The sequence below is a fragment of the Limnohabitans sp. B9-3 genome, assembly GCF_002778325.1.
Taxonomy (GTDB): domain Bacteria; phylum Pseudomonadota; class Gammaproteobacteria; order Burkholderiales; family Burkholderiaceae_C; genus Limnohabitans; species Limnohabitans kasalickyi.
Genome location: NZ_NESI01000001.1, coordinates 488,828 through 512,354, shown reverse-complemented (window position 1 = coordinate 512,354; position 23,527 = coordinate 488,828). Strand labels below are relative to the sequence as shown.

Below are 23,527 nucleotides of genomic sequence, written 5' to 3'. Positions count from 1 at the left end.
CAGAATTGGGTCAGCTATTCCGCTGATAGTTGCGCGGCGCAATGCTCAGTCAGGGCATTGAAGTTAATCGTCTAAGGAGACACAACACATGGCAACAGCAGCTGCAAATCGCCCGATGACGGGTGAAGAGAAGAAGGTGATCTTCGCCTCTTCTTTGGGTACCGTTTTCGAATGGTATGACTTTTATCTGTACGGTTCATTGGCAGCGATCATTGCCAAGCAATTCTTCAGCGGCTTGGACGAAGGCTCTGCTTTCATCTTCGCTTTGCTGGCGTTTGCTGCCGGTTTCATCGTGCGTCCTTTCGGCGCGATCTTCTTCGGCCGCTTGGGCGACATGATCGGCCGCAAGTACACCTTCTTGGTCACCATCCTGATCATGGGTGTGTCGACCTTCATCGTGGGCGTTTTGCCCAACTATGCCAGCATTGGCGTGGCCGCTCCCGTCATCCTGATCTGCCTGCGCTTGCTGCAAGGTTTGGCTTTGGGTGGTGAGTACGGTGGTGCCGCCACTTATGTGGCTGAGCATGCCCCAGCGGGCCAGCGTGGTGCCTACACCGCCTGGATCCAGACCACAGCGACATTGGGCTTGTTCCTGTCACTGATGGTGATCTTGGGCACACGGACCATCATCGGCGAAGAAGCTTTTGCTGATTGGGGCTGGCGCGTTCCGTTCCTGGTCTCTGTGATCATGCTGATCATCTCGGTGTACATCCGTTTGAGCATGAACGAATCACCTGCTTTCGTGAAAATGAAAGCCGAAGGCAAGACTTCCAAAGCGCCTCTGTCCGAATCTTTCGGCCAGTGGAAAAACCTGAAAATCGTGATCTTGGCCTTGTTCGGCTTGGTCATGGGCCAGGCTGTGGTTTGGTATTCCGGTCAGTTCTACGCTTTGTTCTTCTTGACACAAGCGTTGAAAGTGGACGGCGCCACCGCCAACATCATGGTCGCGATCTCTTTGATCATCGGCACACCGTTCTTCGTGATCTTCGGCACGCTGTCGGACAAAATCGGTCGTAAACCACTGATCTTGGCTGGTTGCTTGTTGGCCGTGGTCACTTACTTCCCGGTTTTCGAAGCGCTGACCAAAGCAGCCAACCCTGACCTGTACGCTGCTCAGCAGTCGGCCAAGGTCACGGTGACTGCCGATCCAGCCGAGTGCTCGTTCCAGTTCAACCCCACAGGTACCAAGAAGTTCACTTCTTCTTGCGACATCGCTAAACAACGTTTGGCTGGTGCTTCGGTTTCCTACGAAAACATTGCAGCGCCTGCGGGCACCCCTGCAGTGATCAAAGTGGGCGAGACCGTGGTCAACGTCAAGTACTCTGCTGAAGACATCGCTGCTGCCAAGGCCAAGGCTGAGGAAAAGTTGGCTGCTCTGAACGCTGCTGAACCCAAAGATGCCAAGGCCATCGAAGCTGCCACCAAGTCTGTCAAAGACCTGAGCAACGAGAAGACCGCCGGTACGACCTTGCTGGCTTCCAACTTGGGCGCTGCTTTGAAGGCCGCTAACTACCCCGCCAAAGCTGACATGGCCAAGTTCGACAAAGTCACCGTTGTCATCATCCTCACTTACTTGGTGTTGTTGGTGACTATGGTCTACGGTCCTATCGCCGCCATGTTGGTTGAGATGTTCCCCACTCGCATCCGTTACACATCCATGTCCTTGCCTTACCACATCGGTAACGGCTGGTTTGGTGGTTTGATGCCCACAACCGCTTTCGCGATCGTGGCCCAGACCGGCAACATGTACAACGGCTTGTGGTATCCGATCATCATCGCCGGCGCAACCGTCGTGATCGGTGGCTTGTTCATCAAAGAAACCAAAGACGTGGACATCTACGCCAACGACTAATTTGTAAGCTTCCTAGGGTGACCTGGGTGCTACATTCAAGCCCTCCCTGGTGGAGGGCTTTTTACTGATTTCGGAGATTTAATATGTTGAAAATTTTTGTGGGCTTTGTGATCTTTGCGGGCTTGGCCATGTTTGTGATCATGCAAGGTGGCGACAGCTTGGACATGAGTGGCGAGAAGCATGGCGCTGATGCCGTGCATGCTCCTGCTGAAGCGGCTTCTGGTCCGGCATCGGCTGACGCCTCTGCTGCCAAGTAAGCTGTTGTTTCTTCTCGCAAGCAAAACGCCACGGCTGGTCCGTGGCGTTTTGCTTGGTACGTCACGATTGAATGCTTAAGGATGTCAATGCCCCGATACGGATGCGGGCCTGCGCGAATCTCTAGAATATTCGCCACACTTCCAAAGGCCCCGCCATGTCAGGCACTATCCGCATCCGTGGCGCACGCCAACACAACCTCAAAAACTTAGACCTCGACATTCGCACCTGCGAACTCACCGTAGTCACCGGCCCTAGCGGCTCGGGCAAATCGAGTTTGGTGTTTGACACCTTGTATGCAGAAGGCCAACGCCGTTATGTAGAGACCTTCAGCGCCTACGCCCGTCAGTTCCTAGACCGCATGGACCGCCCTGCCGTTGACAAAGTAGAGGGCGTGCCCCCCGCGATTGCGATTGACCAAACCAACCCTGTGCGCAGCTCGCGCTCCACGGTGGGCACGATGACCGAGCTGAACGATCACCTGAAGTTGATGATCGCCCGTGCTGGCCAGTTATTTGACCGTCAAACCGCGCAAGCCGTGCAGCACGACACGCCGCAAACCATTTACGCCGAACTGCAACGCCGTTGTGCCGCCCAAGCGCAAGACCCGCGCTTGATCATGACTTTCCCCGTGGAGTTGCCAGCCAACACCACGGCCGCCGAAGTTGAGCAGTGGCTGAGCGCCAGTGGCTTCACCCGCGTGCATGCCGAGCGCGAAGTGGCCACACCCACAGGCCCGCGCAAGTTGCTCGATGTGGTGGCGGACCGGTTTAAGTTGGGTAACACCGAACAGGCGCGCGTGTTGGAGGCGATTGAGTTGGCCATCAAACGCGGTGGCGGTCGCTTGAATGTGTATTGGTCTTTGGACGCTGAGTCCACGCCCGAACTGTGGCGCTTCTCCACCGGCCTGCATTGCCCCGACAGCGACTTGCGCTACAGCGACCCCATACCGTCGATGTTCTCGTTCAACTCGGCAGTGGGCGCGTGTGAGACTTGTCGCGGCTTTGGACGCGTGATTGGGGTGGACTACGGCTTGGTCATCCCCAACGAGAAACTCACCTTGCGTGCGGGCGCCATCAAAACGATTCAAACGCCCGCTTGGGCCGAAACCCAAGACGACTTGATGCGCCACGCCGAAGCCGAAGGCATTCCGCGCGACACGCCTTGGACCAAGCTGACCCAAGAGCAAAAAGATTGGGTCATTCACGGCTCGCCGCTGTGGAAAGGCAAATGGAATCACCAGTGGTATGGCGTGAAACGGTTCTTTGAATATTTGGAGAGCAAGTCGTACAAGATGCACATCCGGGTGCTGCTCTCGAAGTACCGCAGCTACACCCCATGCGGCGTGTGCGCGGGTGCGCGACTCAAAACCGACAGCTTGCTGTGGCGCATTGGCAGCAAAGAAAATGCCGACGCCGTGTTGCCGCCCGCCAAGCGCTTCATGCCCCAAGGCGTGCAGTGGACCCGCGAGCAACTCGAAGCCATGCCGGGCCTGTGCCTGCACGACTTGATGCTGCTGCCCATCGACAAACTGCACCGCTTTTTCAACGCCACCGAAGTCGACGTGGCGGGGGCCGATGCACAAGCGCTGCACTTGCTGATGGATGAAATTCGCACGCGCATGAAGTACCTCAGCGACGTGGGCATTGGCTACCTCACGCTCGACCGTCAAAGCCGCACGCTCAGCGGCGGCGAGGTGCAGCGCATCAACCTCACCACAGCCTTGGGCACTTCGTTGGTGAACACTTTGTTTGTGCTGGATGAGCCCAGCATTGGCTTGCATCCGCGTGACATGAACCGCATCAACCAAGCCATGCTGCGTCTGCGCGATGCGGGCAACACCTTGGTGGTGGTGGAGCATGACCCGGCCGTCATGCTGTGCGCTGACCGCATCATCGACATGGGGCCAGGCCCTGGTGTTAAGGGCGGGCAGATTGTGTTTGACGGCACCACCGAAGATTTGAAATCGGCCGACACCTTGACCGGCGCTTATTTGGGCGCGCGCAAAAGCATTGGCTTAGGCCTCAAGCGCTTGGTCACCGACAGCACACCTCGTTTGATTTTGGAAGGCGCGCGCGAGCACAACCTGCAAAACCTGAGCATTGAGTTTCCTTTGCAGCGCTTGGTCTGCATCACGGGCGTGAGTGGCTCGGGTAAATCCACGCTCATCCAAGACGTGTTGACCCCCGCCTTGATGCGCCACTTCGGTCGCGCCACCGAAACCCCGGGCGCACACGACCGTTTGCTCGGTGCAGACCATTTGAGCGACGTGGTGTTTGTGGACCAATCGCCCATCGGCAAAACGGCGCGCTCCAACCCCGCCAGCTACGTGGGCGCGTGGGATGCGGTGCGCGAAATTTTTGCCGTCGCCCCCATGTCGAAACAGCGCGGCTACACCGCCTCGAAGTTCAGTTTCAACAGTGGCGATGGCCGCTGCGCCACCTGCGGCGGCTCGGGCTTTGAGCATGTGGAAATGCAGTTTTTGAGCGACGTATATTTGCGCTGCCAAGACTGCAACGGCAAACGTTACCGGCCAGAAATTCTTGAAATCACCATCGAGCGCGAACTTCGCGGCGCGGCTGCGGGGGCAGCGGCGCAGCGACATTCTGAGCGAAGCGAAGACGAGCAAGACGCTGCACCCGCAGTCGCGACGCGAAGAGTCTTGAACGTGGCTGACGTGCTTGAGTTGACAGTGGGGGAGGCGCTGGAGATTTTTGCCAACGACCGCGAAGTGGTGCGCACACTTCAACCCATCGTCGATGTCGGCCTTGACTACGTCAAACTCGGCCAACCCGTCCCCACCTTGAGTGGCGGTGAAGCGCAGCGATTGAAGCTGGCGGGTTTCTTGGCCGAAGCGGCCAAAGCCAAAACATCCAGCCGCCAAGCCTTGGCCAAAAAGGGCGTGTTGTTCATGTTCGACGAGCCCACCACGGGCCTGCACTTTGACGACATCGCCAAGCTCATGCGCGCCATGCGCCGCTTGCTCGAAGACGGCAACTCGCTCATCGTGATTGAGCACAACCTTGACGTGATCCGTGCCAGCGATTGGTTGATCGACCTTGGGCCTGAAGGCGGTGAGGCGGGTGGTTTGCTGGTGGCCGAAGGTCCGCCTGAGGTAGTGCGTCTGCACCCGACCTCGCACACGGGGCTGGCGCTGCGTGAGTATGCGGAGTCTATGGGGTCGATTTATGCGGTGGCTAAGGCTTCTGTGGGGCTTCTTGCGGCTGAAGGTTCGCTTCGTTTTGCTGGCGCTGCTGCTGGAACAGCCGGTATGCCGGGCGCCTCAGACGCAGGCTCAACATCGTTGCCCGGCACACCGACTGCTCCAGCAGCGGTGAGTGGCTTGCGACATGCTTCTAGCGATGCTGGCGCTATTCAAATCATCAACGCGAAAGAGCACAACCTCAAGAGCTTGAGTGTGAACATTCCTCGCGGCAAGTTCAACGTCATCACGGGGGTGTCGGGGTCAGGCAAGTCGACGTTGGCGTTTGACATTTTGTTCAACGAAGGGCAGCGTCGTTACTTGGAGAGCTTGAATGCTTACGCCCGCAGCATTGTGCAGCCCGCAGGGCGTCCTGAGGTGGATGCTGTGTATGGCATTCCGCCGACGGTGGCGATTGAGCAGCGCTTGAGTCGCGGTGGCCGCAAGTCCACGGTGGGCACGACGACGGAGGTGTGGCATTTCTTGCGTTTGTTGTATGTGAAGTTGGGCACGCAGCATTGCATCCACGACGGCGCTGCTGTGCAGCCGCAAACGCCTGATCGTATTGCCGCGCAGCTGATGCGCGAGTTCAAGGGGCAGCACATTGGTGTGCTGAGCCCGTTGGTGATGAACCGCAAAGGTGTCTACACCGAGTTGGCCGATTGGGCGCGTCCGCGTGGCTACACCCATTTGCGTGTGGACGGGCACTTCTTGCCGACCACGGGCTTTCCGCGTTTGGACCGTTTCAAAGAGCACACCATTGAGTTGCCTGTGGCCAGTCTTGAAGTCTCTGCTCAGAACGAACCCGCCTTACGCGCTGCTTTGGCGACGGCGCTGGAGCACGGCAAGGGCGTGGTGCATGTGTTGAGTCAGCTCGACGGTTTGCGCGAAGCGATGGCGGCGGGCACCGAGACCAACAGCATTGGCCGCTTGGATGTGTATTCCACCAAACGCGCTTGCCCGGTGTGTGATACCTCGTACACCGAGCTGGACCCGCGCTTGTTCTCGTACAACAGCAAACACGGCTGGTGCCCTGACTGTGTGGGCACGGGCGTGAAACTGGACAAAGACCAGCGCAAGGTGCTGGACGATTCGGTGCGCGATGACAAAGACAAAGGCCAAAACAAGGGAAGAGAGCAAACCTTCGCCGAGCCCGATGTGGACGACTTGGCCGACACTGCCTGCCCCAGCTGCGAGGGCACCCGTTTGAATGCCACCGCGCGTGCCGTGAAGTTTGCAGGCGTGGGCATCACCGACATCGCGCGCTTGAGCGTGACCGACATTCGCAAGTGGGCCGAGACCCTGACGTTGAGTGGTCGCGAGGCAGACATCGCACGCGACCTGTTGCCAGAGATCAAGAGCCGGTTGGAGTTCTTAGAACAAGTGGGCTTGAACTACCTCACGCTCGACCGTGGCGCACCCACGCTCAGCGGTGGTGAAGCGCAACGCATTCGCTTGGCTGCGCAGCTGGGTAGTAACTTGCAAGGCGTCTGTTACGTATTGGACGAGCCGACCATTGGCTTGCATGCGCGAGACAACCAAATTTTGTTGAACGCGCTGCATTTGCTCAGCGATAAAGGCAACACGCTGGTGGTGGTGGAGCACGACGAAGACACCATTCGCCGCGCCGACCACATCATCGACATTGGGCCGAGCGCGGGCAAGCGCGGTGGGCGTTTGATGGGCGAGGGATCGGTGAAAGACATCACCGACCAAGCGGATTCGCAAACGGGGCGCTACTTGTTGCACGCGATGCGGCATCCCTTGCAGGTGCGGCGCGATGTTGCCAATGCAGAACTGAACTGGCTGTCTCTCGAAGGCGCCTCGCTGCACAACCTGAACGACGTGAGTGTGGACGTCCCCCTCAAGCGTTTGGTGGCGGTGACGGGCGTGTCGGGCTCGGGCAAATCCACGCTCGCGCGCGATGTGCTGCTGCACAACGTGGCCGCAGCGGTGGCGCAGCGCTCCACGCAAGCGGGCCGCAAACTCGATGAGGAAGGCAAGCACCCTGCCTGGGTGGCCTGCACAGGCTTGGATGGTTACCAAACCATCGATCGTGTGTTGGAAGTCGACCAAACACCGATTGGTAAAACTCCGCGCAGCTGCCCCGCAACCTACATTGGTTTTTGGGACACGATTCGCAAACTGTTTGCAGAAACGCTCGAAGCCAAAGCCCGTGGCTACGGCGCAGGGCGCTTCAGCTTCAACACCGGTGAAGGCCGTTGCCACACCTGCGAAGGCCAAGGCCTGCGCACCATTGAGATGAGCTTTCTGCCGGACGTGAAAGTGCCGTGCGAAACCTGTCACGGCGCACGCTTCAACCCCGAAACCTTGGCGGTGAGCTGGCGCGGCAAAAGCATTGGCGATGTGTTGCAAATGGAAGTCGACGAGGCGGTTGACTTTTTCGCCACCATGCCCAATATTGCGCACCCGTTGCAATTGCTCAAAGACGTTGGTTTGGGCTACCTCACCTTGGGCCAACCTTCACCCACGCTCAGCGGCGGCGAAGCGCAGCGCATCAAGCTGGTGACCGAGCTAAGCAAGGTGCGCGACGACGTGACGCGCCGTGGCAACAAAGCCCCGCACACGCTCTATGTGTTGGACGAACCCACAGTGGGTCTGCACATGGCCGACGTGGACAAACTCATTCGCGTGTTGCACCGTTTGGTGGATGCCGGCCACAGCGTGGTGGTGATTGAGCACGACCTTGACGTGATTGCCGAAGCCGACTGGATCATCGACCTCGGCCCCGAAGGCGGCAACGGCGGCGGCTTGATCGTCGCGGCCGACACGCCCGAAGCGGTGGTCGCGCAGGGCACCCACACGGGTGTTGCGCTCAAACCCGTGCTGGCGCGGGTTTGACCATGCCCACGCCCACGCTAAAAAACTTGCTGACGCATCGTAGCTTTGTGCGTTTCATGGGCGCACGCTTTTTGGTGATCACCGCCAATCAAATGTTGATGGTGGCGGTGGCGTGGCACATGTACGACCTCACCGGCAGCGCGTGGGATTTAGGCTTGGTGGGGCTCTTTCAGTTCGTACCCGCTTTGGTGTTGACCTTGCCTGCGGGGCATGTCGCCGACCGCGTGCACCGTGGCCGTTTGTTTGCGGCGTGTGTGGCCATTCAGGCCACGGTGTCGACTGTGTTGGTGTGGGCCACGCTGGGTGAGTTTGTCAGCCGAGATTTGATCTTGGCTTTGTCGGTGGTGTTGGGCAGCACGCGGGCTTTTCAAATGCCTGCGCAACAAGCACTCACCCCCACCTTGTTGCCCACCCACTTGCTGCAGCGTGGCGTGGCCTTGAGTTCCAGCACCTTACAGGCCGGCATCATCGGCGGGCCTGCGCTTGGTGGTCTGTTGTACGCACACGGCGCGTTGACGGTGTATGCCGCCTGCGTGGCCATGATGCTGCTGTCGAGCGCGCTCACTTTGACCGTGCGCTACGTGCATCACGCCACGCAAGAGGCCGTGTCTTGGACCTCGGCCATGGCCGGCGTGACCTTTGTGTGGCGGAACAAAATTTTGTTGGGCGCCACGTCGCTGGACTTGTTCGCCGTCTTGTTGGGCGGTGCCACGGCCTTGTTGCCCATCTACGCGCGAGATATCTTGCACACCGGCCCCGAAGGCTTAGGCCTGCTTCGCGCCGCACCTGCAGTTGGCGCGTTGCTGATGTCGTTTGCCATGCTGCGTTGGCCGCTGCGCCGCCATGTAGGCTACAGCTTGCTAGGTTCTGTGGCCGTTTTTGGTGTGGCGACGGTGGTGTTTGGCTTGTCGGATCACTTTGGCCTGTCCTTGCTCGCTTTAGCCGTGACGGGCGCGGCAGACAACATCAGCGTCGTGACGCGCTTGACCTTGATGCAGCTTCAAACGCCCGATGAAATTCGCGGACGCGTGGCGGCGGTTAATTCGATTTTCATCGGTGCATCGAATCAACTCGGTGAGTTTGAGTCGGGCGCAGTGGCCGCGCTTTGGGGGCCTGTGGTGTCGGTGGTCAGCGGCGGTGTGGGCACCGTGTTGGTCGCGGCTTCATGGATAAAACTGTTTCCAACCTTGGCGCGCAGAGACCGCATGCAATAGCGATCACCCCGCCGTAGACAAAGCCAACCCCGCATGCTCCCGCAGCGGATGGAAATGAATTTTTGGAAAACGCTCTTGCGCCAAGCGCACGTCATACGGTGACGTGCACAAATACGCCAAGGTGTTGGCCGCATCCAACGCCATGCGCTGCGGGTAGGCGTAGTTGAACTCACGCAGCTCTGCAGGTGTGTCCGCAGTGATCCAACGCGCGCCGGTGTATTGGCAGCTCTCTAGCTTCACATCGCAGTCGTATTCGGCTTTCAAGCGGTGTTGCACCACTTCAAACTGCAGCTGGCCCACAGCGCCTAGCAGCATGGCACCGCCGGCTTCGGGTTTGAAGACTTGAATCGCGCCTTCTTCACCCAGCTGGTCTAGGCCTTGTTGCAGTTGCTTGGTGCGCAATGGGTTTTTCAAAATCACCGTCATGAACAACTCGGGCGCGAAGAATGGCAAGCCTGTGAATTGCAAGGCGGGCCCGTCGGTGATGGTGTCACCCAACTGCACACCACCGTGGGTGGTGAAGCCGATGATGTCGCCAGCGTAGGCCTCTTCCACCGCTTCGCGGCGTTGCGACATGAAGGTCACCACGCTGGTGGGGCGCAGCTCTTTGGCGGTGCGTTGCACTTTGAGTTTCATGCCGGGGGTGAACTTGCCCGAGGCCACGCGCACAAACGCGATGCGGTCGCGGTGATTGGCGTCCATGTTGGCTTGCACTTTGAACACCACGCCAGCGAACCCAACGTCCTCGGGCTGAATGATTTTTTCTTCTGCTTGCTTGTTCACCACCAAGTGGCTCAAACGAGGGCGAGGCGAGGGCGCGAGGTCGACCAAAGCGTCGAGCACTTCCATCACACCAAAGTTGTTCACACCCGAGCCAAAGAACACGGGGGTTTGTTTGCCTGCCAAGAAGGCTTCTTTATCGAATTGGGGCGATGCGCCGGTGGCCAGCTCCATGCTTTCCATGGCAGAGGCCCATTCCAAACCAAACCGCTCGGCCAACTGGGCTTGGTCGCTCAAGGGGTGGGTTTCAAAGTCTTGCGGTAAACGCTCAGAGCCTGAATCAAAAACGGTCATGGCTTGCGTGCGCAAGTTGATGATGCCGCCGAACAACTTCCCTTGGCCCACAGGCCAAGTCATGGGCACGCAAGGCATGCCGAGTTCACGTTCGACTTCGTCCAAGATGTCGAGGGGGTCGCGCACTTCGCGGTCCATCTTGTTCACAAACGTGATGATGGGCGTGTCGCGCTGACGGCACACCTCAATCAAGCGGCGGGTTTGCGCTTCCACACCGTTGGCCGCGTCAATCACCATCAATGCCGAGTCCACGGCGGTGAGCACGCGGTAGGTGTCTTCCGAGAAGTCTTTATGGCCGGGGGTGTCGAGCAGGTTGATGACGTGCTCGCGATAGAGCATCTGCATCACAGACGAGGCCACCGAAATACCGCGTTGCTTTTCAATCTCCATCCAGTCCGAGGTGGCGTGGCGGCTGGCTTTGCGGCCCTTGACGGCGCCCGCGATTTGAATCGCACCCGAGAACAGCAGCAGCTTTTCGGTCAGCGTGGTTTTACCCGCATCGGGGTGAGAAATGATGGCAAAGGTGCGGCGACGGCGCACTTCGTTCAGAAAAGAGCTCATGGGGCGGTGCGTGTAAGCACGTCATGTCAAAGGGCAGAATCATAGCGCTCGGGGCTGTGCGCTCTGAGGCTGGGCGTGGGTCAGAATGGCTTGCACCAAGATGTATCGGTCAAAGGGCTTGGGCAGAACTTCTCGAAAGCCGAGCGCCAAGCACTCTTTGACGGCGTCTTCGGCCACATTGGCGGTGAGGGCAATGACGGGCACGTCGCGGTAAGGATGGTCGGCATCGTCGCGAATGCGGCGAACCACCTCGGTGCCCGAGATGTCCGGCATGATCAAGTCCATCAACACGAGGTCGTAGCGGTGTTCACGCATTTTGGTCAAGGCATCGTTGCCGTTGATGGCGTGATCAATCAAGGCATTGGGCAGGCCGCGTTTGATGCTGGCGGTGGCCACCAATCGGTTGGTGACGTGGTCGTCGACCACCAAAATGTCGAGCTCAATGGGGTTGGCGCTGCTGGGGTCAATGGGGCGACGTGCCATGGGGGGCTCGGCCACGTCGATGGGCAATTTGACGGTGAACGCACTGCCCACGCCGAGGGCGCTTTCAACGCTGATGCTGCCTTTGTGGCTCTGCACCAAGCTGCGCGTGATGGCCAAGCCCAAACCGTTGCCGTGCAAGGCGTTGCCAGCCTTCAAGTCGTTGTCGCTGATTTTGAGCTGCACAAAGGGTTTGAAGATGTTTTCGAGGGCTGATTCAGGCATGCCAGTGCCCGTGTCTTCGACCCGCAGGATCAACTGGCCGAGTTTGAGGTTGTCAGGTGTCGTTTCAAAGCCGATGTGCATGCGCACTTGGCCTCGAGACGTGAACTTCAAGGCGTTGCCTAACAAATTCAAAATAATTTGAGCCAGTCGATGTGCATCCACCAAGGCCCACTGGGGGACGTTGGCGTCGATGTCGAGGGGGTACGTCACGCCCAATTGATCGGCGCGTGGGGACAGGGTTTGGTGTGTGCTGGTCAGCATGTCGCGCAGGTTGACGGGCTGCAAGTTCAGAACCAATTTACCTTGTTGAATTTGCGAAAAATCCAGCAGGTCGTTGATCACCGTGACCAAGTGCGCAGCAGAGTTGTGCGCACCTTTGACGTACTGGCCGGCGGGTTCTGGCAGCTGTGCGTCGGAAGACAACAGCCCCAAATAGCCCATGACCGCGTTCAAGGGCGTGCGCATTTCGTGACTCACCATGGCTAAAAATTGGTCTTTGTGTGCGCTGGCCACTTTCAGGTTGGTGGACAGGTTTTCGAGCCGTGCGTTGGTTTGACGCAGGCGCCGCAGGTGTTGCTCGTTGGCGGTGTCATAAATTTGCACCAAGGCGAGTTGGGCCAACAGCATGAGAATGAACATGCCCGCTCCAAAGGACAGGGGCTGCCACGCGTTGTCCGCGAGCGGTGTGCTGTCGCTCAGCGATTGCAAGGCAAACTGCGTGTCGAGCTGGGGCAACCAGCCACGGCTTTGCAAAATGTACAGCGCGATCACGCTCACCATGGAAGCCACCATGGCCAACAAGGAACCCACACGAAAGCCCATGAAGAGCGGCAGCAAAGGGATGATGGTCAGCCAGGTCAAAACAGGCGACGCGACGCCCCCTGTGATGGCCGCATTGAACAGCACCAAAGCCATGAGTGTGACTTGATAAATCAAGCAGCCCCATTTCAAGCCTCCCCCGTGGCGCCACACCAGCATTGCGACCAGCATGCACGCGACGGCTGCGGCGCAAGAGCTGGCGCTTGCGATGTTGCCGAGCCAATATAGCCAAGGCATGAGGCCTAGTAAGCTGACCATGGAGGACATCAAAAACCAGACAAAGTACACGTTTCTACTTTGGCGTAAGTGATACGCGAGCTGCCGTTTGATGAAGATGTGGATGTGACGATGGACGTTCATGCTGAGTATTAATCTTTTATATTTAATTCTAAAGTGTTCATGCATCGCGGGTTAAAATAATGGGGTTCGAGGAGCGCTGCAGCCTGTATCCGTCATTTCTGGTGGTGCATAGGTGAGGCTCGAACACACAGGTTCTTTTGCTGCTTTGTGCGGCGTTGGGCCTCACGTTTCCAACCGCGCTCACCCACTGTCAACGTGAGGTGAGTTCCGCGGAAATTTCCCGTTTTGGACTCCCGACGCTTACTGCGCGTTGAAAGTGGCTTTGCCAACTTTTGGAGTCTCACAAATGAACGCTGTTCTTAAAACCGCCGTCGCCGCCGATTACATCGTGGCTGACATGTCTCTGGCCGCTTGGGGCCGCAAAGAAATCAAAGTCGCCGAAACTGAAATGCCCGGTTTGATGGCTATCCGCGAAGAATTCGCCAAAGCGCAGCCCCTCCAAGGCGCTCGCGTGACGGGCTCTTTGCACATGACCATTCAAACGGCCGTATTGATCGAAACTTTGAAGGCCTTGGGCGCTGACGTTCGCTGGGCGTCTTGTAATATTTTCTCTACCCAAGACCACGCTGCGGCAGCGATTGCCGAAGCCGGTATTCCTGTGTTCGCCACCAAGGGCGAAACCTTGGCCGAGTACTGGGACTACACCCACCGTATTTTTGAATTCGGCGCCAAAGGCACCGATGGCGAAGGCCCCAACATGATCTTGGACGACGGCGGCGATGCCACGTTGTTGATGCATTTGGGCAAGCGCGCTGAAACCGATGCGTCGTTGATCGCAAACCCCACCAGCGAAGAAGAAACCTGTTTGTTCAACGCCATCAAGGCCAAACTGGCCATTGACCCTACGTGGTACACCCGCAAAGGTGCGCACATCATTGGCGTGACCGAAGAGACCACCACCGGCGTGTTGCGCTTGAACGAGATGGCCGCCAAGGGCAGCTTGATGTTCCGCGCCATCAACGTGAACGACTCAGTCACCAAGAGCAAGTTTGACAACCTGTACGGCTGCCGCGAATCTCTGGTCGATTCGATCAAGCGCGCCACCGACGTGATGATCGCTGGCAAAGTGGCTTGTGTGGCCGGTTACGGTGACGTGGGCAAGGGCTCGGCACAAGCCTTGCGCGCTTTGAGCGCCCAAGTGTGGGTGACAGAGATCGACCCGATCAACGCTTTGCAAGCTGCCATGGAAGGCTACAAAGTCGTGACCATGGAATACGCCGCTGACAAGTGCGACATCTTCGTGTCGGCCACTGGCAACAAGAACGTGATTCGTTACGAGCACATGGCCGCCATGAAAGACGAAGCCATCGTTTGCAACATCGGTCACTTCGACAACGAAATCGACGTCGCTTCGCTGGAAAAGCTGCAGTGGGACGAGATCAAGCCGCAAGTCGACCACGTCATCTTCCCCGATGGCAAAAAGATCACCCTGTTGGCTAAAGGCCGTCTGGTGAACTTGGGTTGCGCCACCGGCCACCCCAGCTTTGTGATGAGCGCAAGCTTTGCGAACCAAACGATCGCTCAGATCGAGTTGTTCACCAAGCAAGACCAATACGAATCTGGCAAGGTCTATGTGTTGCCTAAGCACCTCGACGAAAAAGTGGCACGTTTGCACCTCGAAAAAGTTGGCGCCATGCTGACCGTGTTGAGCGACGAGCAAGCCGCCTACATTGGTGTGGCAAAGACCGGCCCTTACAAAGCCGATACGTACCGCTACTAAGCCCTTGCATTTCGTTGCATTGCATTGATGCGCGCTGATCAGCTGCTCCTCGACCGTGGCTTGGCCGCTTCGCGCTCTCAAGCGCAGCGGTTGATCGCCTCGGGCGTCGAGTGGCGCTTAGGCACCAAGCCATGGAAGCTCGTCACCAAGAATGGTGACGAGTTGCCATTACCGAGCGAGCTGCGCTTGCTGGACACCGCCGAGGCACGCTATGTGTCTCGCGGCGGCTTGAAGCTAGAGGGCGCTCTGCTCAGCAGCGGCCTGACGGCCCAAGGCCTGCGTTGCCTCGATGTGGGGCAAAGCACCGGCGGCTTTACCGATTGCTTGTTGCAGCAAGGCGCTGCGCAAGTGGTGGGTTTGGATGTGGGGCACGGTCAGCTACATCCACGTTTGCGCGACGATGCGCGTGTGGTGTGTGTAGAACGCATCAACGCCCGCGAGTTAGAAGCAGGCGATGCACGGGTGCCTGATGCGCGTGATGGTTTTGATTTGGTGGTGGGCGATGTGTCGTTCATTTCGCTCACCCTCGTGTTACCTGCGTTGCTGCCTTTGTTGAAACAGGGTGGGACGCTGCTGATGTTGGTGAAGCCGCAGTTCGAGCTGCAGCCTAGCGATATTGGCAAAGGCGGCTTGGTCAAAGACCAAGCCAGTTATGTTCAGGTCGAGGCGCGTTTGCGCGAGGCCTGTGTTGCATTGCACTTAGAGGTGTTGGGCTACTGGCCCAGCGCCATTGCCGGTGGCGATGGCAACCAAGAATTTTGGATCGGTGCGCGTCATGCATGACGCGCCAATGAGAGAGACAGCTATGACGGTCAACAACAGTTTGAGCATTGAGTTTTTTCCACCTAAAACCCCTGAAGGTGCAGACAAGTTGCGCGCGGTGCGTCAAGCCTTGTACACACTCAAGCCGCAGTTTTGCTCCGTCACGTTTGGCGCTGGTGGCTCGACGCAGGCCGGCACCATCTCGACGTTGAGTGAAATTTTGAGTGAAGGCATGATGGCAGCCTCGCACTTCTCCTGCGTCGGCGCCACGCGCGACAGCGTGCGTCACCAGTTGGCCGAATTCAAAGCCATGGGCGTCAAGCGCTTGGTGGCATTGCGCGGCGACTTGCCCAGCGGCTATGGCGCAGGCGGTGAGTTTCAATACGCCAGCGATTTGGTGGCCTTCATCCGTGCCGAAACGGGCGATGACTTTGGCATTGAAGTGGCGGCTTATCCAGAGATTCACCCACAAGCCAAATCAGCTGAGGCTGACTTGCAAGCCTTTGCCACGAAGGTCAAGGCGGGAGCTGATTCGGCCATCACACAATACTTTTACAACAGCGATGCGTATTTCCGTTTTGTGGAAGACGCTGACAAATTGGGTGTGCACATTCCGATCGTGCCCGGCATCATGCCCATCACCAGTTCGTCTCAGTTGCTGCGTTTCTCAGATGCATGCGGTGCGGAAATTCCACGTTGGATTCGTTTGCGTCTGCAGGGCTACGGTGACGACATGGCTTCTATCAAAGCCTTTGGTTTGGAGGTGGTGACCGATTTGTGTGATCAATTGCGCTGCGCCGGGGCGCCAGGCTTGCATTTCTACAGCATGAACCAAAGCGCATCGACGTTGGCCATTTGTGAGAATTTGGGGCTTTTGACGTCAGCCATTTGATGGCTGATGGATGTCGGGTTCGTGTCGGCGTGCCGTCAAATGGGCAGGCCGCGCGACCTTTGCCAAGCCAGCCTCGTGCTGGCTTTTTTGTTGGTTTTAGCGCTCGTCAAAGCTCACCACCACTTGGTTGGTGGTGGGGCGCGCTTGGCAACTCAGCACAAAGCCTTGTGCCATTTCCCACGGTTCGAGGGTGAAGTTTTTGCTCATCTCAACGTGGCCTTCCATCACCTTGGCGCGACAGGTGCAGCACACGCCACCTTTGCAGGAGTAGGGCAAGTCCAAGCCGTGGTTGAGGGCCACGTCCAGCACATGGTCGTCGGGGCCCATGGTCATGTCATAGGGCTTGCCGTCCAAGACGATGCGGAGTTGGATCGCTTTTTTTGACGGGTCTGTTTGCGTGGCGCTGCGCTTGCGTGGCGTTGCTGGCGTGCTGGACGTGAAGCGCTCGGAATGCACGCGTTTGGCAGAAACGCCCGCCTGAATCAGGGCAGCTTCGGTGGCTTCAATCATGGCTTCGGGGCCACACACAAACACCTCATCCATGCTTTTCACGGGCAGCAGTGCCGCGATGATGGCGCGAACTTTGTCGCCATCAATGCGGCCTTCCAGCAAGGGCACTTCTTGGGATTGGCGCGACAAGATGTGGATCAAGGTCAAGCGGTCGGGGTAACGGTCTTTCAGGTCCTGCAGCGCTTCGTTGAACATCACGCTGGCCATGTGCCGGTTGCCATAGACCAAGGTGAATTTCGATTCAGCTTGACTTTGCAGTGTGCTGGCCATGATCGACAAGATGGGCGTGATGCCCGAGCCTGCTGCAAAGCCCACCCGGTGCAAAGCGCGCGGACGTTGCACGCCAAAGCGGCCTTGTGGCGGCATGACTTGCAAGGTGTCGCCAGCTTTGAGTTGCGTGGTGGCCCAATTCGAGAACAGGCCACCGTCAACTGCGCGAATGCCCACTTGCAACACGCCATCCCGTGCCAAGGTTTGTGGCGTCGAGCAGATGGAGTAGCTGCGGCGGACGTCTTGGCCGTCGATGGTGGCGCGCAGGGTCAAAAACTGACCAGGTTCAAACGCAAACGTGCTTTGCAACTCATCGGGAATACGAAAGCTGAGTGCAACCGCACTTGCGGCCTCCGCATCGACGCTGTACACGGAGAGGGTATGAAATTGAGGGGCTGCAGACATGGGACTGGCCTGTTCAAAAATTAATAGGGTTTGAAGTAATCAAACGGCTCCATGCATGACAAGCACTTGTAAAGCGCTTTGCAGGCGGTGGAGCCAAAGTGAGAGGTTTCTGTGGTGTCGTGCGAGTCGCATTGTGGGCAGGGAACCACCTCGGGCTTGTTTGCGCGTGCTGCGAACTGCACCACGGTAGAGCCTGCTGCGGTGTCACTTGTAGCGCCACAACGCGCGGGTGGGGCGATGCCGTAGGCGCGGAGCTTATCGCGCGCGGCTTGGCTCATCCAATCGGTGGTCCATGCGGGCGCCAATTGGGTTTGCACGCGGGCGTTCACACCCAAACTGGCCAATGTGGCATGCACGTCATCTTCAATTTGGCCCATGGCGGGGCAGCCGCTGTAGGTGGGGGTGATGACCACGGTCCAGCTGCCGTCGCTTTGCAGCACCACATCACGCAAGATGCCCATTTCACGCAGGGTGATGACGGGGATTTCGGGGTCGGTCAAGGTGTCAAGCGCCGCCCAAATGCGTGCGAGCGGCGTGGCTCGATGTGTGGCCGTTGATGATGGATTCTTTGGCGCTGATGCCGCAGATCCCATCGTTGCAGCCAATGCCATGGAAGCGGATGTGGCAGCGGCGTTCACCACACGCCTTGTGGGTGCGCGCGTGCCAAGCTTTGCATCTCGGCGAGCAAAAAGCCCAAATGTTCGGAATGCAAACCGTGCTTGCCGGTGTGCACAAACCCGTCCGTGGAGGGCTGCTGCAAGGTGGCGTCTGCGATGCCGTTGCTCACCAAGGTTTGCCAGTCGTTGCGCACGGTCGCGGTGTCGACGCCAATGCCTGCTGAAGCGGCTTGTGATTCAAAGTCGCTGGCTGACCAAAACTCTTGGGTATAGGGCAGCAAGTGGTTCAGCGCCGCTTGTGTTTTGGCGTGCGACACCTCGGTGCCATCGCCCAAGCGCACCAGCCAATCGTGCGAGTGACGCAAGTGATAACGCACTTCTTTGATGGACTTGGCTGCAATGGCGGCCAAGTGCGTATCTTGTGAGGATTGCAGTTTTTCCCACACCAAACCCATCAAGCTGCTGTACAAAAAGTTGCGCACGATGGTGACGGCGTAGTCGCGGTTGTCCACGGCGTAACCCACCAAGGCGGCATGATGCGGTAACTCCAGTAAGGTGTAGTTGCGAAAGTCTGGCACGTCACGGAAGTAAGCCAAGCTGTCTTCGGTCGCGCCATCGCCTTTGAGCGTAGCCGCGTGTTGGTAAAGCATGCGGGCTTGGCCAATCAGGTCCAAGCTGATGTTGGCCATGGCAATGTCTTCTTCCAAGATGGGGCCGTGGCCACACCATTCGGCGTTGCGTTGGCCCAGCACCAAGGCGTTGTCGGCCAAGTGCAGCACGTAATCCAAATGCGCCGACATCACATGTGCCCCACGTCGTCAGGGATGACGTAGAAAGTGGGGTGGCGGTAAATTTTGTCGCTGGCAGGTTCGAAGAATTCGGCTTTGTCGTCAGGGGCGCTGGCGGTGATGGCGTTGGAAGGCACCACCCAAATGCTCACGCCTTCTTGGCGGCGGGTGTACACGTCGCGTGCCATTTGCAGCGCGTGTTGCGCATCACTGGCGTGTAGGCTGCCGCAGTGCTTGTGCTCCAAGCCTTGTTTGCTGCGCACAAAAACTTCCCACAGGGGCCACTCGTTCAATGCTTTGGGGCTTGCTTGGCTCATGCGGCCTCCTTCAAGGTGTTTTGTTTGCGGGCGTGCGCCAAGGCGGCGTCGCGCACCCATTGACCGTCGTTCCAGGCTTTCACGCGGGTGCCCAACCGTTCTTTGTTGCAGGGGCCGTTGCCGTTGACGGTGGCCCAGAATTCGTCCCAGTCGATTTGGCCGTAGTCATGGTGGCCGCGTGCCTCGTTCCACTTCAAGTCTGGGTCAGGCAGGGTGACGCCCAGCACTTTGGCTTGTGGCACGGTGGCGTCCACAAACTTTTGACGCAGATCGTCGTTGCTGATGCGCTTGATCCCCCAGCGCATGCCTTGCACGCTGTTGGGGCTTTCTGCATCGGGCGGTCCGAACATGGCCAAGCACTTCCACCACCAGCGGTTGACGGCGTCTTGCACCATGGCTTTTTGTTCGGCAGTGCCGGTCATCATCACCAACAGCGCTTCGTAGCCTTGGCGTTGGTGGAAGCTTTCCTCTTTGCACACCCGCACCATGGCACGTGCGTAAGGGCCGTAGGAGCAACGGCACAGGGGGATTTGGTTCATGATGGCCGCGCCATCGACCAACCAACCGATGACGCCCACATCGGCCCAGGTGAGCGTGGGGTAGTTGAAGATCGAACTGTATTTGGCTTTGCCGGTGTGCAGGGCGTCGAACATTTGGTCGCGGCTGGTGCCCAAGGTTTCGGCGGCGCTGTACAGGTACAAGCCGTGGCCGGCTTCGTCTTGCACTTTGGCGATCAGGATGGTCTTGCGTTTGAGGCTGGGGGCGCGGCTGATCCAGTTTCCCTCGGGCAGCATGCCCACGATTTCGCTGTGTGCGTGCTGGCTGATTTGGCGCACCAAGGTTTTGCGGTAGGCGTCTGGCATCCAGTCTTGCGGTTCGATGCGGCCATCTGCGTCGATGCGTACATCAAACGACGCTTGCAAAGCGGCTTGCGACGCGCTGATGGGTTTTGCCACGGCTTTGAGCTGCGCGCCTTGTGGTGCTGACGCATCGGGGGCGTCGGACACGTTGAACGATTGGGTGTACATGAACCACTCCTGCACCGGCGACATGCGATGCTATGTTTGAAGTATAGATAATTAGCCGACCGACTGGTCGGTTAATTGGCTAGGGGTTTTTCCGAGCCTAAAAAACCGACAATGTGCGTTTTAAAAAAAGGGACAGCATCATGGCCATTCAAGCCGTCGTTTTTGATGCCTACGGCACCTTGTTTGATGTGTATTCGATTGGGGCGCTGGCTGAACGTTTGTACCCCGGTCAAGGCGCCGCCATTTCGATGCTGTGGCGAGACAAGCAGATTGAATACTCGCGCCTGATCACCATGTCAGATCCGCATGCGACGGGGGGCAGCAAGCACTATCAGTCGTTTTTTGAGGTCACGCGTGCCGCTTTGCAGTACACCTTGGCGCGTTTGCATTTGGCCCAGTCTGCGGCGAATGAAGGCGCATTGATGCGCCAATACGCGCATCTGACCGCATTTCCTGAAAACGTGGGTGTGCTGGAAACGCTCAAAGCGCAGGGTATTCCGACTGCCATTTTGTCTAACGGTAGCCCCGACATGCTGAATGTGGCGGTGAGTCATGCGGGCATGTCCACCTTGATGGATTACATCATTTCGGTTGACAGCGTTCGGCAGTTCAAGACCTCACCCGAAAGCTACGGGCTGGTGCAGCAGGTGTTGCCATTCCGGTTGGACGAGATTTTGTTTGTGTCGAGCAACGCCTGGGATGCGCTAGGGGCCACGTGGTTTGGCTTTCAGACCCTGTGGGTCAATCGTCAAAGCTTGCCGCATGAAACGATTGGGCCCAAACCCACCGTCACCGGCCGTGATTTGACTGACGTCTTGGCGTTTTTGAAGCCAACGCCGTAAAAAGCGGGTGTTTAGCCGCCCGACTCCACCGTCCAGCCTTGTCCCGGGCCGCGTGCCAAGGCTTTGGCCACGATGGGCAAGGCTTCGTTGAGCAGTGGCTTCAAGGTGTAGGGTGGGTTGATCAAAAACATGCCACTGGCGCTCAAGCCCGTGTCATCGCCGCCGGTGGCACGACCAATGGCCAAGGTGGCATGCAACCAAGGCTTCTTGAGTTGGGTGCACATGGTTTTGAGTTTGCGTGGCAAATCATGCGCCTCAGGGCGAGGAATGATGGGGTACCAGACGATGTAAGTGCCTGTGGCAAAACGCTTCAAACTGTCTTGAATGCAATCGATCACGCGGTAGTAATCGTTTTTAATTTCGTAGCTAGGGTCAATCAGCACACAGGTGCGACGCGATCCACTGGTCGACACGGGCGGCGGCAACAAGGCTTTGAGTGACTCAAAGCCGTCGGCACGCGTCACGCTGACCGTGCGACCCGCATTGAGTTGCTCAATGTTGCCTGTCAACGATTTGTGATCGGTCGGGTGCATCTCGAACAGCTTGAGGCGGTCACGCGCTTCGTAACGCAGCAAGCGATGCATGATGAAGGGCGAACCGGGGTAGATGCGGGTGCTTCCCCCCGAATTGAAGCCGGCCACCATGTCGAGGTAATCTTGTAAGGCGGGCGCGTTGGCTAAACCTTGGGTGGCCAACAATTTCAATAAGCCGTCAGCGGCTTCACCACTTTTCTCAGCGTAGTCACCATCAAGTCGGTAGAGGCCCGCGCCGGCGTGGGTGTCTACAAATTGAATGCCGGGCTCTTTGTGCATCAAGTGCTTCAAAGTCGCGATCAGCGTCAAATGTTTGAGGACGTCGGCATGGTTTCCGGCGTGAAAGGCGTGGCGATAACTGAACATGGGCCGCATGGTAACCCGCCATTTCTGGCGGTTTTAGCCAAGCTTGCGTTAAGTCCTTGATTTTTCGTATAATTTATGGCTCTGCAGCGCTTGAGTGGTCCCGCGGCAGAGGTTTCGCAAGAAGCACATCCCACCTAAGAGGTTCTCAACAGAAGAACGCCGACCGTGGAAAAGGGCCCTACAAACCAACTCTCCTTTTAGGATTTAACTATGTCTACATTCAGCGCAAAACCCGCTGACGTGGTGCATGAGTGGTTTGTGATTGACGCCACCGATAAGGTGCTCGGACGAGTAGCCAGCGAAGTTGCTCTCCGTTTACGCGGCAAACACAAAGCCATTTACACACCCCACGTCGATACAGGTGACTTCATCGTCATCATCAACGCCTCCAAACTCAAGGTCACGGGTACCAAGTCTTTGGACAAGGTGTACTACCGTCACTCGGGTTACCCCGGCGGTATCACTGCAACAAACTTCCGTGACATGCAAGCCAAGCACCCTGGCCGCGCATTCGAGAAGGCCGTCAAAGGCATGTTGCCTAAAGGCCCACTCGGCTACGCCATGATCAAAAAGCTCAAGGTGTATGGCGGTGCTGAGCACCCACACACCGCACAACAGCCTAAAGTGCTGGACATCTAAGGAGCTGAAATGATTGGTGAATGGAACAACGGCACCGGCCGTCGCAAATCAAGCGTCGCTCGCGTGTTTCTGAAAAAAGGCTCCGGCAAAATCACGATCAACGGTAAAGACATCGCCGCATATTTCGGCCGTCAAACCTCGATCATGATTTCGAAGCAACCCTTGATGCTGACCAACAACGGCGAAGCGTTTGACATTCAAGTCAACGTGCACGGCGGTGGTGAGTCTGGCCAAGCTGGTGCAGTGCGTCACGGTATTACCCGCGCTTTGATCGACTACGACGCAGCTTTGAAGCCCGTCCTGTCACAAGCCGGTTTCGTGACTCGCGATGCGCGCGAAGTGGAACGTAAAAAGGTTGGCTTGCACTCTGCTCGCCGCCGCAAGCAGTTCAGCAAGCGTTAATCCGCTTCCTGTTTTGCCAAAAGCCGCATGGGTTCGCCCTTGCGGCTTTTTTATGGCCGCTGCGTGATTAAACCCACGTTGCAAGCAGCGGTACTCAGCGGGAGCCGCTTAATTCCCGAGTAAACCGATATACTTTAGGCATTGAATTTGGAGATAAACCCATGAGCGCAGTTGCCGAAAACATTGAAACCGAAATGCCTGTACCGATCAACTTCACCGACAGCGCAGCTGCCAAGGTGGCAGATTTGATCGCCGAAGAAGGCAATGCTGATTTGAAGTTGCGTGTATTTGTGCAAGGCGGCGGCTGCTCTGGTTTTCAGTATGGCTTCACGTTTGATGAAGTGACCAACGAAGACGACACCACCATGACCAAGAATGGTGTGTCCTTGCTGATTGACGCCATGAGTTACCAGTATCTGCTGGGTGCTGAGATTGACTACAAAGAAGACTTGCAGGGCGCTCAGTTCGTCATCAAGAACCCCAACGCCACATCAACCTGTGGTTGCGGCTCTTCGTTTTCGGCCTAATGTTC

General features: G+C 57.7%; 19 protein-coding genes and 1 riboswitch. Of the genes, 11 read left to right on the top strand and 8 right to left on the bottom strand.

From position 1 onward, the window contains the following. The first annotated feature begins 88 nt into the window (after positions 1–88). From B9Z42_RS02570 to B9Z42_RS02560, 4 genes are all read left to right on the top strand, one after another. Positions 89–1,852: an MFS transporter gene (locus B9Z42_RS02570; protein ID WP_100131743.1), complete on the top strand. Its 1,764-nt coding sequence runs from the start codon at positions 89–91 to the stop codon at positions 1,850–1,852. Between the two features lie 83 nt (positions 1,853–1,935). Beyond that, positions 1,936–2,109, top strand: coding sequence for a hypothetical protein (locus tag B9Z42_RS16320; RefSeq protein WP_199171960.1), 174 nt, complete (start codon positions 1,936–1,938; stop codon positions 2,107–2,109). A gap of 155 nt (positions 2,110–2,264) precedes the next feature. Next, a complete protein-coding gene (locus B9Z42_RS02565) occupies positions 2,265–8,171 on the top strand; it encodes an excinuclease ABC subunit UvrA (protein ID WP_100131742.1) in 5,907 nt (1,968 codons plus the stop codon). A gap of 2 nt (positions 8,172–8,173) precedes the next feature. Further along, entirely contained in the window at positions 8,174–9,385 is a 1,212-nt protein-coding gene (locus tag B9Z42_RS02560; protein WP_100131741.1) for an MFS transporter, read from the top strand. A gap of 3 nt (positions 9,386–9,388) precedes the next feature. Here the strand turns inward: B9Z42_RS02560 and B9Z42_RS02555 are convergent, their stop codons facing one another. Continuing rightward, on the bottom strand, positions 9,389–11,020 hold the full coding sequence (locus B9Z42_RS02555) for a peptide chain release factor 3 (RefSeq protein WP_100131740.1): 1,632 nt from the start codon (positions 11,018–11,020) through the stop codon (positions 9,389–9,391). A 39-nt stretch (positions 11,021–11,059) separates the two neighbouring features. Next, entirely contained in the window at positions 11,060–12,904 is a 1,845-nt protein-coding gene (locus B9Z42_RS02550; protein ID WP_158235890.1) for an ATP-binding protein, read from the bottom strand. Between the two features lie 62 nt (positions 12,905–12,966). After that, positions 12,967–13,093, top strand: a riboswitch (S-adenosyl-L-homocysteine riboswitch). Positions 13,094–13,190: 97 nt separating this feature from the next. Between B9Z42_RS02550 and ahcY the strand changes: the two genes are divergently transcribed. From ahcY to metF, 3 genes are read left to right on the top strand one after another with little or no spacing between them, the layout of a single operon-like run. Further along, positions 13,191–14,624, top strand: a complete 1,434-nt coding sequence (ahcY, locus tag B9Z42_RS02545; protein WP_100131738.1) for an adenosylhomocysteinase — start codon at positions 13,191–13,193, stop codon at positions 14,622–14,624. A gap of 27 nt (positions 14,625–14,651) precedes the next feature. Further along, positions 14,652–15,407, top strand: a complete 756-nt coding sequence (locus B9Z42_RS02540) for a TlyA family RNA methyltransferase (RefSeq protein WP_100131737.1) — start codon at positions 14,652–14,654, stop codon at positions 15,405–15,407. A gap of 22 nt (positions 15,408–15,429) precedes the next feature. Further along, on the top strand, positions 15,430–16,278 hold the full coding sequence (gene metF, locus B9Z42_RS02535; RefSeq protein WP_100131736.1) for a methylenetetrahydrofolate reductase [NAD(P)H]: 849 nt from the start codon (positions 15,430–15,432) through the stop codon (positions 16,276–16,278). A 96-nt stretch (positions 16,279–16,374) separates the two neighbouring features. Here the strand turns inward: metF and paaE are convergent, their stop codons facing one another. From paaE to paaA, 5 genes are read right to left on the bottom strand one after another with little or no spacing between them, the layout of a single operon-like run. After that, positions 16,375–17,463 (bottom strand): 1,2-phenylacetyl-CoA epoxidase subunit PaaE, encoded by a 1,089-nt coding sequence (gene paaE / locus B9Z42_RS02530; protein WP_100131735.1) that lies wholly within the window; start codon positions 17,461–17,463, stop codon positions 16,375–16,377. A 20-nt stretch (positions 17,464–17,483) separates the two neighbouring features. Continuing rightward, positions 17,484–18,056, bottom strand: a complete 573-nt coding sequence (paaD, locus tag B9Z42_RS02525; RefSeq protein WP_100131839.1) for a 1,2-phenylacetyl-CoA epoxidase subunit PaaD — start codon at positions 18,054–18,056, stop codon at positions 17,484–17,486. A gap of 41 nt (positions 18,057–18,097) precedes the next feature. After that, the gene (gene paaC / locus B9Z42_RS02520; RefSeq protein WP_100131734.1) at positions 18,098–18,880 is read right to left on the bottom strand and encodes a 1,2-phenylacetyl-CoA epoxidase subunit PaaC; all 783 of its coding nucleotides are present in this window, start codon (positions 18,878–18,880) and stop codon (positions 18,098–18,100) included. Then, complete coding sequence (paaB, locus tag B9Z42_RS02515; protein WP_100131733.1) at positions 18,880–19,185, bottom strand: 1,2-phenylacetyl-CoA epoxidase subunit PaaB; 306 nt, start codon at positions 19,183–19,185, stop codon at positions 18,880–18,882. The genes paaC and paaB overlap by 1 nt, the downstream gene beginning before the upstream one ends. Further along, positions 19,182–20,213, bottom strand: a complete 1,032-nt coding sequence (gene paaA / locus B9Z42_RS02510) for a 1,2-phenylacetyl-CoA epoxidase subunit PaaA (protein ID WP_100131838.1) — start codon at positions 20,211–20,213, stop codon at positions 19,182–19,184. Before paaA ends, paaB begins: the two co-directional genes overlap by 4 nt. Before the next feature lie 137 nt (positions 20,214–20,350). On the opposite strand from paaA, the gene B9Z42_RS02505 reads away from it, so the two are divergent. Further along, positions 20,351–21,055, top strand: a complete 705-nt coding sequence (locus tag B9Z42_RS02505; RefSeq protein ID WP_369806826.1) for a haloacid dehalogenase type II — start codon at positions 20,351–20,353, stop codon at positions 21,053–21,055. 11 nt (positions 21,056–21,066) lie between these two features. Here the strand turns inward: B9Z42_RS02505 and B9Z42_RS02500 are convergent, their stop codons facing one another. Further along, positions 21,067–21,954, bottom strand: coding sequence for a 23S rRNA (adenine(2030)-N(6))-methyltransferase RlmJ (locus B9Z42_RS02500; RefSeq protein WP_100131837.1), 888 nt, complete (start codon positions 21,952–21,954; stop codon positions 21,067–21,069). Positions 21,955–22,164: 210 nt separating this feature from the next. Here B9Z42_RS02500 and rplM point away from each other — a divergent pair, with 210 nt between their 5' ends. From rplM to erpA, 3 genes are all read left to right on the top strand, one after another. After that, positions 22,165–22,593, top strand: a complete 429-nt coding sequence (gene rplM / locus B9Z42_RS02495; RefSeq protein ID WP_100131731.1) for a 50S ribosomal protein L13 — start codon at positions 22,165–22,167, stop codon at positions 22,591–22,593. Between the two features lie 9 nt (positions 22,594–22,602). Further along, on the top strand, positions 22,603–22,995 hold the full coding sequence (gene rpsI / locus B9Z42_RS02490) for a 30S ribosomal protein S9 (RefSeq protein ID WP_100131730.1): 393 nt from the start codon (positions 22,603–22,605) through the stop codon (positions 22,993–22,995). 161 nt (positions 22,996–23,156) lie between these two features. Continuing rightward, positions 23,157–23,522, top strand: a complete 366-nt coding sequence (gene erpA / locus B9Z42_RS02485; protein WP_100131729.1) for an iron-sulfur cluster insertion protein ErpA — start codon at positions 23,157–23,159, stop codon at positions 23,520–23,522. Positions 23,523–23,527 lie beyond the last annotated feature (5 nt).